The sequence below is a fragment of the Pseudomonas mendocina genome (assembly GCF_900636545.1).
GTDB classification, from domain to species: domain Bacteria; phylum Pseudomonadota; class Gammaproteobacteria; order Pseudomonadales; family Pseudomonadaceae; genus Aquipseudomonas; species Aquipseudomonas mendocina.
The window spans coordinates 1,056,867-1,074,054 of record NZ_LR134290.1 but is presented as its reverse complement, the minus strand read 5'-3'; the positions used below and the strand labels follow the sequence as shown (position 1 = coordinate 1,074,054).

The following is a 17,188-nucleotide window of genomic DNA, read 5'->3' as shown; positions in this document are numbered from 1 at the left end:
GCCACAGGCCGGCAATCACGGTTGCTGCTATCATGGCGGCGTTTCCCTCTGGACCCACCCCATGTCTGATTCCTACGACGACTTCTCCCTGGAGAAGAGCAAATCCCAGGTCAAGCGCGAACTGCATGCACTGCAGGAACTCGGCGAGCGCCTGACTACGCTCAAGCCGGACCTGCTGGCGAAAATGCCGCTGACCGACGCACTACGCCGCGCCCTCGCCGAAGCGCCGAAACATACTGCCAACACCGCGCGCAAACGCCATATCCAGTTCATCGGCAAGCTGATGCGTGAACAGGACGTCGAGGCGATCATCGCTATGCTCGACCAGGTGGACAGCTCCACCCGCGAATACAACGAGCGCTTCCATGCCCTTGAGCGCTGGCGCGACCGCCTGATCGGCGAAGGCGACAGTGCGCTGGAAAGCTTCGTCGAGCTTTATCCCGATGCCGACGTCCAGCACCTGCGCGGGCTGGTTCGTCATGCCCAGCATGAAGCCGCGCGCAACAAGCCGCCTGCCGCCGCGCGCAAGGTGTTCAAGTACATCCGTGAGCTCGACGAAATCCAGCGCGGCCTGCGCTGATTCGACATTACCTCAGGCACCGGTGCCTCCGACGGTGATCGCGTCTATCTTCAGCGTCGGCTGACCGACACCGACCGGCACCGACTGGCCATCCTTGCCACAGGTGCCCACGCCGCTATCCAGAGCCAGATCATTGCCGACCATGGACACCCGGCTCATGGCTTCGGGGCCGTTGCCGATCAGCGTGGCACCTTTTACCGGCGCGGTGATCTTGCCGTCCTCAATCAGGTAGGCCTCACTGGTAGAGAAGACGAACTTGCCGCTGGTGATGTCCACCTGGCCGCCACCGAGATTGGCGCAGTAAATGCCTTTTTTCACCGAACGGATGATCTCCTCCGGGTCGCTCTCGCCGGCCAGCATGTAGGTGTTGGTCATGCGTGGCATCGGCAGGTGTGCGTAGGACTCGCGACGACCGTTGCCGGTAGCTGCCACGCCCATCAGGCGCGCGTTGAGCTTGTCCTGCATATAGCCCTTGAGCACGCCGTTCTCGATCAGCGTCGTGCATTGGGTCGGCGTACCCTCATCGTCGACACTGAGCGAGCCTCGACGACCGGCCAGGGTGCCGTCATCGACGATGGTGCAGAGACTGGAGGCAACCTTCTGCCCGACCTTGCCGCTATAGGCCGAGCTGCCCTTGCGGTTGAAATCACCTTCCAGGCCATGGCCAACGGCTTCGTGCAGCAGCACGCCAGACCAACCGGCCCCCATCACCACCGGCATGCTGCCGGCGGGTGCGGCAATGGCTTCGAGGTTGACCAGCGCCTGGCGCAGCGCCTCGCGGGCATAGCCCATGGCGCGATCTTCCTCTAGAAAGTAACGGTAATCGGTGCGCCCACCGCCGCCATGGCCACCACGCTCGCGGCGGCCGTTCTGTTCGACGATGACGCTGACATTGAAACGCACCAGCGGACGGATATCGGCGCTGAGACCGCCATCATGCGCTGCAACCAGAATCCGATCCCAGACGCCGGCCAGGCTGACGGTCACCTGTTTGATACGCGGATCCAGCGCACGCGTGGCGCGGTCGATGCGTTGCAGCAGTTCGACCTTCTCGGCGCGACTCATGACATCCAGCGGATTACCGTCGGCATAGAGCTGGGACACCTGTGGACTGACGAAAGCCTGTACCCCGCCTTGCTGGCCGGCGCGTGAGATCGAACGCGCCGCCTGTGCGGCCTGGGTCAAGGCATCGAGGCTGATCGCATTGCTGTAGGCAAAACCGGTTTTCTCACCGGACTGGGCGCGCACGCCGACGCCCTGATCGAGGTTGAAACTGCCTTCCTTGACGATGCCATCTTCCAGCACCCAGGTTTCCGACACCTGGCTTTGAAAGTACAGATCAGCAGCATCGATGCCAGGACCTGCCACTTCGCCCAGTACGGCGCTGAGGCTGTCGAGCGTCAGGTTCCCGGGCGCCAGCAGGTGCTCGCTGACGGATTGCAACATCGTATTCATGATCACTCCACAACGATCGGACGCGGTGCGCCCGATAAAAAGAATCGGCGGTGCTGCTGCACCGGCATACGTTGGCGTATGGCTGCCTGCTCGGTGGCATCGCGCGAAGCCAGCAATGCGGCTTCGCCTTGATCCTGCTCGGCCAGTACGCTGCCCCAGGGGTCGATGATGGCCGAATGGCCGAAGGTCATGCGCTGCCCGGGGTGCTCGCCGCCCTGCCCGGCGGCCAGCACATAACACTGGGTTTCGATGGCGCGGGCACGCGTCAGCACCTGCCAGTGCGCCGCGCCAGTCACTGCCGTGAACGCGGCGGGTACGCTGATCAGCTCCGCGCCGGCTTCCCGCAGCGCCCCGAACAGTTCAGGAAAGCGCAAGTCGTAACACACACTCAACCCCAGGCGCCCCACCGGCGTATCAGCCACCACCACACGCTGGCCATGGGCGAAATCATCGGACTCACGATAACGGCCACGGTTGTCGGTGACGTCGACATCGAACAGGTGCAGCTTGTCGTAGCGAGCCGCGCGTTCGCCCTGGTCGTCGATCAGCAGCGAGCATGCGCGCGGCTTGCCCTCGGCATCGTCATCCGGCGGCAACGGCAAGGTGCCGGCCACTATCCATAAACTGAGGTCACGCGCGGCCCGTTTCAACCAGGGCAGGATCGGCCCCTCGCCCACTGCCTCGGCACGGCCGATGGTGGCCAGGTCTCGACGCCCCATGGCAGCGAAGTTCTCGGGCAGCACGGCTAGGCGTGCACCGCCCTGGGCGGCTCGTTCCAGCATACGACGGGCCAGGCGCAGGTTGGTTTGCACGTCGTCCTGACTGACCATCTGAATTACAGCGAGATTCATGGTGGTACTCATCGGTTCTCGTTGTAACAGCCTACGCCAAGACGCCAAGTCATTGCGGTTTTTCGAATGGCTTGTCGAAACTGATATCCGGGTCCTGCAGCGGCCCCTTGACCTCGTATTGCACGCTTGCAAAACGCGCGACCTTGTCGCCCAGCAACTTGTCCGCCACGAACAGGGCTCCACCGATCGCCGGCGCACCGACGATCAAGGCCGCCAACGGCAGGTTATTGGTCACCGGCAGGGTCACCAGCAGTTTGGCGTCGATACGCTCATCGCGCATATCCAGATTGCCGTTGAGCTCAAGATTGCTCGAAGGCCCGGTCAGGGTGATGGGCTCCTGAGTAACGAACAAGCCATTGGTCGCCTGCAGGTTGCCCTTGACCCGGTCATAACTGAGCCCCTTGCCCAGCAGGTCGGAGAAATCCAGGCGCAGACGGCGACCGATGGAGTTGAAGTTGAGCAAGCCGAACACTCGCAGCGCCTGGGCAGAGCCCTGTACTTCGACGAACTGCCCCTTGCGCAGCGAGGGGTCGAGATTGCCCGAGAAGCGCTTGAGCGAGAACCAGGCTGGCGAGCCGGGCCAACTGCCATCGACGTCGACACGGAAACTCTCGCTGGTCACGCTCGGAGCAAAATCCCAGGCCTTGAGGATGTCGCTGAGATTCTTGCCCTGCAGGCGCCCCTTGTACCAGCTGCGCGTATTGCCCGGCGTACCTCGCCAGCCGGCACTGCCGCCGATCTTCAATCCCTGCAGGTCAAGATCGAGTTCATCGAAACGCACGCCCTGGGCTTCCGGGCGGACTTTGAGCGACCAGGCACCGAGCACCTTGTCGCCGCGCTGCACACGCTGGATGCTGATATCCAGCGCCGGCATCTGGCTGGGGTCGAAATCGGCCAGTGGATCAGGTGCACCATCGGTCTTTTCTGCATCAGGGTCGGGTGCAGGAAGACGCACATGCTGCAGATCGACACGAATCGGTACACCCTCGCTATCGGCCAGCAACACGCGACCGGCTGCCAGGTCACTATCGAGCTGTATGGCCCAACCCTTTCCGTCTCTCTCTAGGCCGACCGTCAACTGATCGACCTCCTGCCCAAAACCTCGGAACCGTCCGATATCCAACCGTGCACTGCGAAACAGACGCTGGCTGTCCGCATCCACCTTGACCGGATGATTGCTGCCGAGCTGCTTCCAGGCATCTAGGTCCAGTTCATCCAGACGCCCACGTACACGCAGCCCCTGGCCAGGTGGCAGGCCTGCTGCGCCGCCGCCGACCACCACCTCACCGCGTCCATCCGCCAGTGCACCGGCAGGTGCTGCCAGACTCAAGCTGGCCAGATCGCCATAATCCGCCCAGTAACGCCGCTCGCGCCCGGAAAGAGTCATGCGCCAGCTAGCGTCCCGCTCCTGCGCTGCCGGCTTGCCGAACGGCGCAGGCAGATCGATTGCAACACCGCGCAGGTTGGAATCGACACGCAGCTTGCTGTCATCACCATCGAGCGTCAGGCCCAGGCGGTATGGCAACAAGCCGCTAACGGGGAGTTTTTGCGGGCCACCCAACCACTGGCTCAGCGTATCGACCTGCACCTGCCCGCGCAGATCGAACACCGTACGTGCCTGCCCGCGCGCGCCCTCGGCGCTGATCTTGCCGCTGACCTGGCGTCCGAACACCTCGGCACGAACGTCCGGAGCGCTCAGCCCAGCAGCGCTGTCAAAGCGAAACGCACCCTTTACCTTGTTCAGTTGCAGATCCGGATTGGCCAGCTTGAGGCTGGCACCCTCTGTGGCAAAATCCACCACCACACCGGGCTTGGCTCCCTTCTGCAGCGGAATATCCAGCTGCAGTCGCCCAGCCAGTGCGCCTTCACCCTGCCAGCCGGCAAAGATCTCCGAGGTCCCTAGAGGAGCATCCTGCAACAGCTTGATCGCATCACCCAGGCTGCTCTGTACGTCGCCATCAAGCTGCAGGCGTGGCGGCTTGCCATCGTGTAACAAGGGGATGTTGGCGGTAACGTCATTGACCTGGCTATCCAGCAGACGGCCGCTCTGCAGGCGCACGCGCACCGCATCGTCCTCGATCAATACCTCGCCCACACCCTCACGCAGCGAAGGCCAGCCAGGTTGAAAGGCCAACTCGGCATCCCGGACCTTGAAGAACAGGCTGAGGCTGCGCGCCCCCAGTGGCGCGCCCTTGTTCAGCGAACCCTGGTACTGGAAGTAGCCTTCCTCAACGTGGCCTGCGCGAATCGCCGTCTTGAGCCAATGATCGAGTTCCTTGCTCATGCCGGGTGAGCGGCTCGGCAGGTACTTCTCGGTGTAGGCCGCGTCGCCTTCACTCAATCCGACGCGCAGGTCCATGTAGTCCTCAGCCTCGGGATCGCGCAGCAGGCGGATCAGCATATCGCCTGCGATCTGTCCCTCTTCACCATCGAGACGCATGTAGGGGCTGTGCAGGGTCAGGCCGGTTTCGCTCCAGTCCCAGCTCAACCGCGCCTGAGCATGGCGATAGCGCCAGGGCGCGGGAAACAACTGGTCCAGGTGCAGGGCGAAATCCTCGGTATTGAGGCGCAACTCACCTTTGAACATGTTGCCAGACGCGCTGCCACTGACATTCTCGGCTGCCGGCGCGCCGTGATAAGCCTGGATACCCACCTTGTCCAGATTGGCGGCGAACTGCAGGCGCTCAGCGCCTTGACGCTGCGGGTAATAGTCGAGCAACAGGTTGTTGATCGCACCGACCGGGGCCAATGCGACCAAGACATCACGGGCATTGTCCGGCATTGGCACAAGCTCTTGTACCAATGATGCCCAGCCGGCGAGATCGAGACGATCGGCCGTCAGCGCCCAACGCTCGTCAGCCTCGCCGACGTCGCTCTGTTTCAGGTTCAGGTGGAGTTCACCAAGGCGCTGCTCACCATGGGTCAAGGCCAGGGAGTCGATCTGTGCCCGCACTCCCTGCTCGTCCTGGGCGAAGAAGGCGTTGAATGCCAGATCCTTGATCGTCACAGCCTTGCGCTTGGCCTGACCGCCAACCAGCTCGGGGGCATGCAGACGCAACGCCCCTTTATGCAGGGCCAGACCGCGCCCCTCCAGCCAAAACTCACCGCCAGCCTGCAAGTGCTGCACCTGCCAGTCGCCAAGCAGTGATTTCGGTAGCCAGCTCGCCCAGTCACTCTGCGGCAGGCTCAGATAAAGCTGCGACTCGGCTTCACGCCAGGTCTCCGGCTGCATGCGCGTACGCAAGCTCAGCGCCACCGGCTGGCCGTCTGGAAGCAGCAGGCGACCATCGAGGCGCTGGCTGTTGCTGCCGTAGCGCAGGCTCAGATCGACGTAGCTAAGCAGCAACGGCTCCTGATCGAGTGGTTGTACCACCACCCGACTGTCAAGCAGGCTGATGCGATGCACGGCCTGCAGTTGCTGCAACAATCGTTCGACATTCAGCTCGGGACTCTCGCGCTTTGGCAACCCCTGCAACTGCCAGCCGCCTTCAGCGTTCTGCTGCACGTTCAACTGCAAACCATCGAACTGCAGGTGAGCAATCCGCGGCTGACGAGCCATCAGGCTCGCTGCCACATCCGGCACCAGCTGCACACGCTCCAGGCTCAGCCCTTCACCCTCTTCCCCCAGACGCACATCGCGCGCCACCAGCAACGGCGCGAAGCCCTGCCAGCGGCCTTCGAGGCTGCCGATACGTACCGGTACGCCCAATTGCGCGGAGGCGCGATCCTCCAATTCAAGGCGGTACTCAGCCACCATAGGCACCAGCTCACGCCCCAGGCTGACGTACAGAGCAGCCAGCACCAGCACGGCCGCACACAGCCCCAGCCCCCAGCGCAGCAGGGCCGAGAACAGGCGCACCAGGGCGCCCTCAGTGCCTGCCGAGCTCAGAGCAGCACCACGTCGTACTGTTCCTGGGAATACATGGTTTCCACCTGGAATTTGATAGTACGCCCGATAAAGGCTTCCAGATCGGCGACGTTGCCCGATTCTTCATCGAGCAGACGATCAACCACCTTCTGATTGGCCAATACACGATAACTTTCTGCCTGATAGGCGCGTGCCTCTCGCAGAATTTCGCGGAAGATTTCGTAACAGATGGTCTCGGGGGTTTTCAACTTGCCGCGCCCCTGGCAGGCGGTGCAGGGCTCGCAGAGGATCTGTTCGAGGCTTTCGCGGGTGCGCTTGCGCGTCATCTGCACCAGGCCAAGCTCGGTGATGCCAATGATGTTGGTCTTGGCATGGTCACGCTCGAGCTGCTTCTCCAGGGTGCGCAGCACCTGGCGCTGATGCTCCTCGTCTTCCATGTCGATGAAATCGATGATGATGATGCCGCCCAGGTTGCGCAGGCGCAGCTGACGGGCAATGGCGGTAGCGGCCTCGAGATTGGTCTTGAAGATGGTTTCCTCAAGCGTGCGATGACCGACGAAAGCGCCGGTATTGACGTCGATGGTGCTCATCGCCTCGGCCGGATCGACCACCAGGTAGCCGCCGGACTTAAGCGGTACCTTGCGCTCCAGAGCACGCTGGATTTCATCCTCGACACCATACAGATCGAAGATCGGCCGCTCGCCAGGGTAGTGCTCCAGGCGATCGGCAATTTCCGGCATCAGCTCGGCAACGAACTGGGTGATCTTCTGGAAGGTTTCCCGCGAGTCCACGCGAATCTTCTCGGTGCGTGGGCTGACCAGGTCGCGCAGAGTACGCAGCGCCAGGGACAGATCCTCGTAGATCACCACCGGCGCCTTGGCATTCTGGATCTGCGCGCCGATCTGGTCCCAGAGGCGGCGCAAGTAGCGGATATCGATAAGTATCTCGTCAGCGCCTGCCCCCTCGGCAGCGGTGCGCAGGATGAAGCCACCGGCTTCCTCTATACCTTCGGCCGCGACGCAATCGGCGACCACTTGCTTGAGGCGCTCGCGCTCGGCTTCATCTTCGATCTTCAGAGAAATGCCGACATGACTGGTACGCGGCATGTACACCAAATAGCGCGAGGGAATCGACAACTGGGTGGTCAGGCGCGCGCCTTTGCTGCCGATGGGGTCCTTGGTGACCTGCACCACCAGACTCTGCCCTTCGTGGACCAGTGCACTGATCGGCTCCACCGCCGCACCTTCGCGGGTGGAGATTTCCGAGGCATGGATGAAAGCTGCGCGCTCCAGGCCAATGTCGACGAATGCCGCCTGCATGCCTGGCAGCACCCGCACCACCTTGCCCTTGTAGATATTGCCGACAATGCCGCGCTTCTGCGTACGCTCGACGTGAACTTCCTGCAGCACGCCGTTTTCCACCACGGCCACGCGCGACTCCATCGGCGTGATATTGATCAGAATCTCTTCGCTCATGCATCCATCCTGGTGATCATGCCGGCCGGCCACTGCACCGCCCCGCGGGCTCAAGCTTTCGGACACCTATTTGGCCACCGCGTTGCCATCGCCTGTTCTTTCTGGGTGCCCTTTCGCCGACAACTGCCAGCAGGCAATACCGAACTCGCCAAGCAGCTCGGCCGTTTCGCACAGCGGCAAACCGACCACCGCCGAATAACTACCCTGCAACCGGCTGACGAATACCGCCGCCAGCCCCTGGATACCATAGCTGCCCGCCTTGTCACATGGCTCGCCGCTGGCCCAGTACGCCTCGATTTCAGCTTCGCTGATAGGGCGGAAACTCACTTCGCTGCTGACTACCCGCGCAGCCTCACGTCCATCGCCGACCAGCGCAACGGCGGTCAGTACCTGATGGCTTCGCCCAGACAGGGCCTGCAGCATGGCCCGAGACTCGGCGAAATCTGCCGGTTTGCCAAGAATGCGCCCATCCAGCACGACAGCGGTATCGGCACCCAGCACCACGGCATCGGAACGCTCGCCCAATGCACGCAGGCCGGCTCGCGCCTTTTCTCGGGCCAGACGCTCTACATAGGCCGCCGCAGGCTCGTCTGGCAACGGATTTTCGTCTATCGAGGCGATTTGCGTGACGCACGGCACAGCGATCTGGGCCAGCAATTCACGACGGCGGGGCGAAGCAGAGGCCAGAAACAGCTCGGCCATGCGGGTATCTCCCTTGGCGAACCGCGGCCAGTCATGCGCCAGGCCGCGTTCAGTTGACGTTGAGGCGCAGGTGCAGACCACGCAAAATGACGCAGATCCAGGGCCATAGCAGCGCGCTGACCACCGCCGGCAGAATGAAGGCCAGGGTTGGCGGACGGCTGCCGGTCAGGGCGTTGAGCCACAGTTGAACCAGCTGGGCGAGGCCGAACACCACCATCAGCACCATGCTCTGCTGCCACATGGGGAACATGCGCAGACGCTGGTGCAAGCTCAGCACCAGGAAGGTGATCAGCGTGAGGATCAGCGCGTTCTGCCCGAGCAACGTGCCGAGCAGCACGTCCTGCGCCAGGCCTAGCCCCCAGGCCGTGGTCAGACCGACGCGATGCGGCAGGGCCAGCACCCAGTAGGTGAGAATCAGGGCGACGCACAGCGGGCGGCCGACCTGCATGAACTCGAGCAGCGGCGCCACGCTGAGCAGCAACGCGAAGGCCAGGGTCAGCCAGATCACCCAGCCATTACGTGGTCTTGCACCGACCATCAGTTCGCCTCCTGTGCGGGAACATCCGCGGCCGGAGCGGCGCTCGACTCTGGCACCGGCTCACCCTGAGTACGCTCCTGCGCGGCCTCGCGGTCGGCGGCTTCCTGAGCCTTGGCCGAATCCGAGGCACGTTGTTCCGGGCTGCGGCGATCAGAGAACACCAGCAGCAGGTAACGGCTGCGATTGAGCGCCGCGGTCGGCGTGGCGCGAACGATGGCGAACGGCTGGCCGGAGTCGTGGATGACTTCCTTGACCGTGGCGACCGGGTAGCCGGCCGGGAAACGCTGGCCCATGCCGGAGCTGACCAGCAGATCGCCTTCCTTGATGTCAGCGGTATCGGCGACGTGGCGCAGCTCGAGGCTTTCCGGGTTGCCGGTGCCGACAGCGATGGCGCGCAGGCCGTTACGGTTGACCTGCACGGGAATGCTGTGGGTATTGTCGGTGAGCAGCAATACGCGCGAGGTATAGGGCATGACTTCCACCACCTGGCCCATCAGGCCACGCGCATCGAGCACCGGCTGACCGAGGAACACGCAGTTTTTCTTGCTCTCGTCGACGCAGTCCTTCTCACCCTTGTCGATCAGGATGCGATGCGTGTAGGGGTTGGGATCGACGCCGATCAGTTCGCTGACCAGTACCTCCTCGTCCACCAACGCTGCAGAATTGAGCAGCTCGCGCAGACGCACGTTCTGCTCGGTAAGGGTCGCCAACTTCTGCAGGCGGCGCTGCAGCAACAGGGCTTCGGCCTTGAGCTTCTCGTTTTCGGCCAGCAATTCGCTGCGCGAGGAAATTTGCTGGGTCGCGCCTTCCCAGGCTCGCACAGGCATCTCGGCCAGTTCGTACAGGGGCGTCAACACCATGCCCATCATGCTACGCACAGGTTTGAGCGTATCGAAGCGGGCGTCGACCACCATCAGCACTGCCGACAATACGGCAAATACCAACATGCGAATGCCCAGCGAGGGACCTTTGGCGAAGAGCGGCTTAATGAGCTGCTCCTTGTGCGCCACGAGGGCGGAAAGCGCGCGAATTCATGCGAAGGGCGAACCGGTCTGGCGAAGGTTGGGCCGAGTGTACTGCAATGCTCGAATATGCGCGTGCCGCCCGGAGGCGGCACGGCAAGCGTCCACAGCCGCGGGGCTCACTCGGTGGAGAGCAGGTCCATGGCGTGGCGATCCATCATTTCCAGGGCCTTGCCGCCGCCACGGGCGACGCAGGTCAGCGGGTCTTCGGCAACGATCACCGGCAGACCGGTTTCCTGGGAGAGCAGCTTGTCCAGGTCACGCAGCAGCGCGCCACCACCGGTCAGCACCAGGCCGCGCTCGGCGATGTCCGAGGCCAGCTCGGGCGGCGATTGCTCCAAGGCGCTCTTGACCGCCTGAACGATGGTCGCCAGGGACTCCTGCAGCGCTTCGAGCACTTCGTTGGAATTCAGGGTGAAGCTGCGCGGTACGCCCTCGGCCAGGTTGCGGCCGCGTACGTCGACTTCGCGGATCTCGCCGCCCGGGTAGGCAGTGCCGATTTCCTGCTTGATCCGCTCGGCGGTGCCCTCACCGATCAGCGAACCGTAGTTGCGGCGCACATAGGTGATGATGGCTTCGTCGAAGCGGTCGCCGCCGACGCGAACGGACTCGGCATAGACCACGCCGTTCAGGGAAATCAGGGCGATCTCGGTGGTACCGCCGCCAATGTCGACGACCATCGAACCGCGGGCCTCTTCGACCGGCAGGCCGGCACCGATGGCAGCGGCCATCGGTTCTTCGATCAGGAACACTTCACGGGCACCAGCGCCCAGGGCCGATTCACGGATGGCGCGGCGCTCGACCTGGGTCGATTTGCACGGCACGCAAATAAGCACGCGCGGCGACGGCTGCAGGAAGCTGTTCTCGTGAACCTTGTTGATGAAGTACTGCAGCATCTTCTCGCAGACGCTGAAGTCGGCGATCACGCCATCCTTCATCGGACGAATCGCGGAAATGTTACCGGGGGTGCGGCCGAGCATGCGCTTGGCCTCGGTGCCGACGGCCACGACACTCTTCTGGTTGCCATGGGTACGGATAGCGACCACGGACGGCTCATTCAGGACGATACCGCGCTCGCGCACATAAATAAGGGTATTGGCAGTGCCCAGGTCGATCGACAGATCGCTGGAAAACATGCCACGCAGTTTCTTGAACATTAGGAAGGGACCCTAGGCAACGCGTGGGTAAAAGTCAGACGCGGAAAAACGCGCGGGTAAAAAGTGCGGCAAACTCTAACAACGGCAGGGATTTTGAGCAAGGCGGCAATATGGTAGATTGCCTGTTTTTCCGGGCCTTGTAGCTGCACATCGCGGCCTTTGACCGCTGGCTCGCGACATCCGTTCCCTGCATGCCCTCTCTGTCACACTTCCACTGGAGAACCCCCGATGGCGCTTGAACGCTCCGAGGTGGAAAAAATCGCCCACCTGGCCCGCCTGGGTCTGAACGAAGGCGATATTCCGCAAACCACCGAGACCCTGAACAACATCCTCGGTCTGATCGACCAGATGCAGGCCGTCGACACCCAGGGCATCGAACCCCTGGCCCACCCGCTGGAAGCCACCCAGCGCCTGCGTGCCGACGTGGTCAACGAGAGCAACCATCGCGACGCCTACCAGGCCATCGCCCCGGCCGTGGAAAGCGGCCTGTACCTCGTGCCGAAAGTCATCGAATAAAGGAAAGGGCCTGACATGCATCAACTGACTCTGGCCGAGATCGCCAAGGGCCTTGCGGCCAAGCAATTCTCCGCCGAAGAACTGACCCGCAGCCTGCTGACGCGCATCGAACAGCTCGACCCGCAGCTCAACAGTTTCATCACCGTTACCCAAGACCTCGCTCTGCAGCAGGCCAAGGCCGCCGACGCCCGCCGCAGCGCCGGTGAAAACGGCGCCCTGCTCGGCGCGCCGATCGCGCACAAGGACCTGTTCTGCACCAACGGCGTGCTGACTTCCTGCGGCTCGAAGATCCTCACCGGCTTCAAGGCGCCCTATGACGCCACCGTGGTCGACAAGCTCAAATCCGCCGGCACCGTCACCCTCGGCAAGCTGAACATGGACGAATTCGCCATGGGCTCGGCCAACGAATCCAGCCACTACGGCCCGGTGAAGAACCCCTGGGACACCAGCCGCGTACCTGGCGGCTCTTCGGGCGGCTCCGCCGCAGCGGTTGCCGCGCGCCTGCTGCCGGCCGCCACCGGCACCGACACCGGCGGTTCGATCCGCCAGCCAGCCGCACTGACCAACCTCACCGGCATCAAGCCGACCTACGGCCGCGTTTCGCGCTGGGGCATGATCGCCTATGCCTCCAGCCTCGATCAGGGCGGCCCGCTGGCCCGCACCGCCGAGGACTGCGCCCTGCTGCTCGGTGCCATGGCCGGTTTCGACCCCAAGGATTCGACCAGCGTCGACCAGCCGGTCGATGACTACCTGGCGGCGCTGGCCCAGCCGCTGGCCGGCCTGCGCATCGGCCTGCCCAAGGAATACTTCGGCGCCGGCCTCGACGCCCGTATTGGCGAGAAAGTCATGGCTGTGGTCGAGGAACTGAAAAAGCTCGGCGCCAGCGTCAAGGACATCTCGCTGCCAAACATGCAGCACGCGATCCCCGCCTATTACGTGATCGCCCCGGCCGAAGCCAGTTCCAACCTGTCGCGCTTCGACGGCGTGCGCTTCGGCTATCGCTGCGAGAACCCGGTCAACCTCGAAGACCTGTACAAGCGCTCGCGTGGCGAAGGCTTCGGTGCGGAAGTCAAACGCCGCATCATGGTCGGTACCTACGCCCTGTCCGCCGGTTACTACGACGCCTACTACATCAAGGCCCAGCAGATCCGCCGCCTGATCAAGAACGACTTCGTCGCTGCGTTCAACGATGTCGACGTGATCCTCGGCCCGACCACGCCAAACCTGGCGTGGAAGATCGGCGAGAAAGGTGGCGACCCGGTTTCTGCCTATCTGGAAGACATCTACACCATCACCGCCAACCTCGCCGGTATTCCCGGCCTGTCGATGCCGGCCGGCTTCGTCGATGGCCTGCCGGTCGGTGTGCAACTGCTCGGCAACTACTTCCAGGAAGGTCGTCTGCTCAACGTCGCGCATCAGTACCAACAGGTCACTGACTGGCACCAACAAGCACCGACTGGTTTCTGAGGAATAAACAGATGCAATGGGAAACAGTGATCGGGCTTGAGATTCACGCTCAGCTCAGCACCCAATCGAAGATCTTCTCGGCCAGCGCCACCAGCTTCGGCGCCGAGCCCAACACCCAGGCCAGCCTGATCGACCTCGGCATGCCCGGCACCCTGCCGGTGCTCAATGCCGAAGCCGTGCGCATGGCCTGCAAGTTCGGTCTGGCCATCGATGCCGAGATCGGCGCGCGTAACGTCTTCGCCCGTAAGAACTACTTCTACCCGGACCTGCCCAAGGGCTACCAGACCAGCCAGATGGATCACCCCATCGTCGGCAAGGGCCATCTGGACATCACCCTGGAAGACGGCACCGTCAAGCGCATCGGCATTACCCGTGCGCATCTGGAAGAGGATGCCGGCAAGAGCCTGCACGAAGACTTCCACGGCATGAGCGGTATCGACCTGAACCGTGCCGGCACCCCGCTGCTGGAGATCGTCTCCGAGCCGGACATCCGTTCGGCCAAGGAAGCGGTGGCCTACGTCAAGGCCATCCACGCACTGGTGCGTTACCTGGGCATCTGCGACGGCAACATGGCCGAAGGCTCGCTGCGCTGCGACTGCAACGTTTCCGTGCGGCCGAAAGGCCAGGAAGCCTTCGGCACCCGCGCCGAGATCAAGAACGTCAACTCCTTCCGCTTCATCGAGAAGGCCATCAACCACGAGATCCAGCGCCAGATCGAACTGATCGAGGACGGTGGCAAGGTCATACAGGAAACCCGCCTGTACGACCCGAACAAGGACGAAACCCGCTCCATGCGTGGCAAGGAAGAAGCCAACGACTACCGTTACTTCCCCTGCCCCGACCTGCTGCCGGTGGTGATCGAGCAGAGCTTCCTCGACGAAGTGCGCAGCCAGTTGCCGGAGTTGCCGACGCAGAAGCGCGAGCGTTTCCAGAGCCAGTACGGCCTGTCCACCTACGATGCCAGCGTCCTCTCGTCCAGCCGCGAAATGGCCGAGTACTTCGAGGAAGTGGCCAAGGTCTGTGGCGACGCGAAGCTGGCTGCCAACTGGGTGATGGGCGAGCTGTCCAGCCTGCTCAACAAGGAAGGCCTGGAGATCGAGCAGTCGCCGGTGTCCGCCGAGCACCTGGGTGGCATGATCCTGCGCATCAAGGACAACACCATCAGCGGCAAGATCGCCAAGATGGTGTTCGAGGCCATGGCCGCCGGTGAAGGCAGCGCCGATGCGATCATCGAGAGCAAGGGCCTCAAGCAGGTCACCGACTCCGGCGCCATCGAGAAGATGCTCGATGAGGTGCTGGCCGCCAACGCCGAGCAGGTCGAGCAGTACCGCGCCAGCGACGAAGCCAAGCGCGGCAAGATGTTCGGCTTCTTCGTCGGCCAGGCCATGAAAGCCTCCAAGGGCAAGGCCAACCCGGGGCAAGTGAACGAACTGCTGAAGAAGAAGCTCGAAGGCTGAGCCTGGCCGGCTCGCTTACGACAGTTGCAACGACGCCGGGCTCGCCCGGCGTTTTTTATGGAGACAGACAAGATGAATATCCGTAACCCGGATGCAATCCGGGAATGCTCGCCCGCCCGAATCGCATCCGCGTTGCGCAGCTACGCCCTGCTCGGTGCGCTTGCCCTGCTCACCGGTTGTTCCACCCTTGGCGGCGGTGCAGGCGGTAGCGAAACCGGCAAGGCCTCCTACTACGGTGATCGCCACCACGGCCAGCGCACCGCCAGTGGCGAGCGCTTCGATCAGAACGCCTTGACTGCCGCGCATCGCACCCTGCCGTTCGGCACTCGCGTGCGGGTGACCAACCTGAACAATGAACGCAGCGTCGTATTGCGCATCAATGATCGTGGGCCCTTCGTACGCGGCCGCGTGATCGACGTTTCACGGGCTGCCGCCGTGCGCCTGGACATGCTGCGTGCAGGGGTGGTGCCGGTGCGGGTCGAGACGCTGGACTGACGAACAATTGGCAACAAAATCTTTCTGCAGCACCTGGCGGCGCAAAATGCCATCGCTACACTAGCCGCACTTTTTCCGGAGCTCCCTTGCAATGACCCTGATGACCTATGTCTACCTGATCGCCGGCCTGGTGCTGCTGGTAGCCGGTGCCGAAGTGCTGGTGCGCGGCGCCGCCAAGCTGGCCGCACAGTTCGGCATCCCTCCCCTGGTGATCGGCCTGACCGTGGTGGCCTTCGGCACCAGCGCGCCGGAAACCGCGGTCAGCGTGCAATCGGCATTCAACGGCAGCGGCGACCTGGCCATTGGCAACGTCATCGGCAGCAATATCGCCAACGTCCTGCTTATCCTCGGTGTGACGGCCCTGGTCGCGCCGCTGGTTGTCTCGCGCCAGCTGATTCGCCTCGATGTGCCGATCATGATCGGCGCCAGCCTGGTCACCTTCGGCCTGGCCTGGGACGGCGAACTGAGTCGCCTCGATGGCGCCCTGCTGTTCGCTGGCGTTCTGGCCTACACCGGCTTCCTGATCTATGGCGCACGCAAGGAAAAGGCCGGCGATGACGATGAATTCGCCAAGGAATTCGGCCTCGACGAATCCCCCAAACCCTATGCCTGGGCAATCAACCTGGGCCTGGTCATCGCGGGCCTGGTGCTGCTGGTGACGGGTTCCAACTTCCTGGTCGAAGGCGCCGTGCAACTGGCTCGCGCATTGGGCCTGTCGGAGTTGGTGATCGGCCTGACCGTGATCGCCGTAGGCACCTCACTACCCGAGCTGGCGACCTCGATCATTGCCGCCTTCAAGGGCGAGCGAGACATCGCCGTAGGCAACATCGTCGGCAGCAACATCTTCAACCTGCTCTGCGTGCTGGGTCTGGCCTCGCTGGTCTCGCCGGCAGCCATTCCGGTCGCTGCCAATGCCCTGGCCTTCGACTTCCCGGTAATGATCGCCGTGGCGGTGGCCTGCCTGCCGATCTTCTTCAGCGGCTATCGCATCAACCGCTGGGAAGGCCTGTTGTTTCTCGCCTACTACGTGGCCTACACCCTGTATCTGGTGCTGTTCAGCACCGGCCGCCCGCAGGCCGAAACCTTTGGTGACGCGATGATCGGCTACGTGCTGCCGCTCACCGCCATCACCCTGGTGATCATCGCCGGGCGTGCCTGGCACAAACAACGTGGCGAGCAGGTGTGAACATGAGCGAGAACCATGACCGCGGTCTGCAGGTGCGTCGTGAGGTGATGGGCGATGCATTCGTCGACCGCGCCCTGAACAATGCCACCGAGCTTACCCAGCCATTGCAGGACTTCGTCAACGAACATGCCTGGGGTGGCGTATGGACACGCAGCGGTCTGCCGCGTGCGACGCGCAGCCTGATCACCCTGGCGGCGCTAACCGCCCTGAAATGCCCACAGGAACTCAAAGGCCACGTGCGCGGTGCGCTGAACAATGGCTGCACCGTCGAGGAAATTCGCGAAACCCTGCTGCACTGTGCGGTGTATGCCGGCGTACCAGCCAGCATCGACGCCTTCCGCGCGGCGCAGGAAGTGATCGACGAGTGGCAGCGCAACGCATCTGAAACCTAGCAGCCCACCTGCGTAGCAACGCTGCGG

General features: G+C 63.1%; 15 protein-coding genes. 7 read left to right on the top strand and 8 right to left on the bottom strand.

Translation table 11 applies throughout. The features are described from left to right. Positions 1-61: 61 nt before the first annotated feature. Entirely contained in the window at positions 62-580 is a 519-nt protein-coding gene (yjgA, locus tag EL191_RS04845; protein WP_013714094.1) for a ribosome biogenesis factor YjgA, read from the top strand. Positions 581-592: 12 nt separating this feature from the next. Here yjgA and tldD read toward each other — a convergent pair whose 3' ends face one another. The 8 genes from tldD to mreB form a co-directional block, all read right to left on the bottom strand. After that, positions 593-2,035 (bottom strand): metalloprotease TldD, encoded by a 1,443-nt coding sequence (gene tldD, locus EL191_RS04840; RefSeq protein WP_041976911.1) that lies wholly within the window; start codon positions 2,033-2,035, stop codon positions 593-595. A gap of 2 nt (positions 2,036-2,037) precedes the next feature. Next, positions 2,038-2,886, bottom strand: a complete 849-nt coding sequence (locus tag EL191_RS04835; RefSeq protein WP_041769666.1) for a carbon-nitrogen hydrolase family protein — start codon at positions 2,884-2,886, stop codon at positions 2,038-2,040. Positions 2,887-2,935: 49 nt separating this feature from the next. Beyond that, a complete protein-coding gene (locus EL191_RS04830; RefSeq protein ID WP_041976909.1) occupies positions 2,936-6,745 on the bottom strand; it encodes a YhdP family protein in 3,810 nt (1,269 codons plus the stop codon). A gap of 26 nt (positions 6,746-6,771) precedes the next feature. Next, positions 6,772-8,229, bottom strand: a complete 1,458-nt coding sequence (rng, locus tag EL191_RS04825; RefSeq protein WP_013714090.1) for a ribonuclease G — start codon at positions 8,227-8,229, stop codon at positions 6,772-6,774. 66 nt (positions 8,230-8,295) lie between these two features. Beyond that, positions 8,296-8,931: a Maf family protein gene (locus EL191_RS04820; protein ID WP_041976908.1), complete on the bottom strand. Its 636-nt coding sequence runs from the start codon at positions 8,929-8,931 to the stop codon at positions 8,296-8,298. 49 nt (positions 8,932-8,980) lie between these two features. Further along, positions 8,981-9,469 (bottom strand): rod shape-determining protein MreD, encoded by a 489-nt coding sequence (mreD, locus tag EL191_RS04815; RefSeq protein ID WP_041976905.1) that lies wholly within the window; start codon positions 9,467-9,469, stop codon positions 8,981-8,983. Beyond that, the gene (mreC, locus tag EL191_RS04810) at positions 9,469-10,416 is read right to left on the bottom strand and encodes a rod shape-determining protein MreC (protein ID WP_232005509.1); all 948 of its coding nucleotides are present in this window, start codon (positions 10,414-10,416) and stop codon (positions 9,469-9,471) included. The genes mreD and mreC overlap by 1 nt, the downstream gene beginning before the upstream one ends. Before the next feature lie 194 nt (positions 10,417-10,610). Further along, positions 10,611-11,648 carry a rod shape-determining protein MreB gene (gene mreB / locus EL191_RS04805; RefSeq protein ID WP_013714086.1) on the bottom strand — a complete coding sequence of 346 codons (1,038 nt, stop codon included), beginning with the start codon at positions 11,646-11,648 and terminating at the stop codon, positions 10,611-10,613. Positions 11,649-11,876: 228 nt separating this feature from the next. On the opposite strand from mreB, the gene gatC reads away from it, so the two are divergent. From gatC to EL191_RS04775, 6 genes are all read left to right on the top strand, one after another. After that, on the top strand, positions 11,877-12,164 hold the full coding sequence (gatC, locus tag EL191_RS04800; RefSeq protein WP_013714085.1) for an Asp-tRNA(Asn)/Glu-tRNA(Gln) amidotransferase subunit GatC: 288 nt from the start codon (positions 11,877-11,879) through the stop codon (positions 12,162-12,164). A gap of 15 nt (positions 12,165-12,179) precedes the next feature. Continuing rightward, positions 12,180-13,631 (top strand): Asp-tRNA(Asn)/Glu-tRNA(Gln) amidotransferase subunit GatA, encoded by a 1,452-nt coding sequence (gatA, locus tag EL191_RS04795; RefSeq protein ID WP_041976903.1) that lies wholly within the window; start codon positions 12,180-12,182, stop codon positions 13,629-13,631. An 11-nt stretch (positions 13,632-13,642) separates the two neighbouring features. Continuing rightward, positions 13,643-15,088, top strand: a complete 1,446-nt coding sequence (gene gatB, locus EL191_RS04790) for an Asp-tRNA(Asn)/Glu-tRNA(Gln) amidotransferase subunit GatB (RefSeq protein WP_041976900.1) — start codon at positions 13,643-13,645, stop codon at positions 15,086-15,088. 72 nt (positions 15,089-15,160) lie between these two features. After that, positions 15,161-15,583 (top strand): septal ring lytic transglycosylase RlpA family protein, encoded by a 423-nt coding sequence (locus EL191_RS04785; RefSeq protein WP_041976899.1) that lies wholly within the window; start codon positions 15,161-15,163, stop codon positions 15,581-15,583. A 91-nt stretch (positions 15,584-15,674) separates the two neighbouring features. After that, positions 15,675-16,769, top strand: coding sequence for a calcium/sodium antiporter (locus EL191_RS04780; RefSeq protein ID WP_013714081.1), 1,095 nt, complete (start codon positions 15,675-15,677; stop codon positions 16,767-16,769). A 2-nt stretch (positions 16,770-16,771) separates the two neighbouring features. Next, positions 16,772-17,161 (top strand): carboxymuconolactone decarboxylase family protein, encoded by a 390-nt coding sequence (locus EL191_RS04775; RefSeq protein ID WP_013714080.1) that lies wholly within the window; start codon positions 16,772-16,774, stop codon positions 17,159-17,161. Positions 17,162-17,188 lie beyond the last annotated feature (27 nt).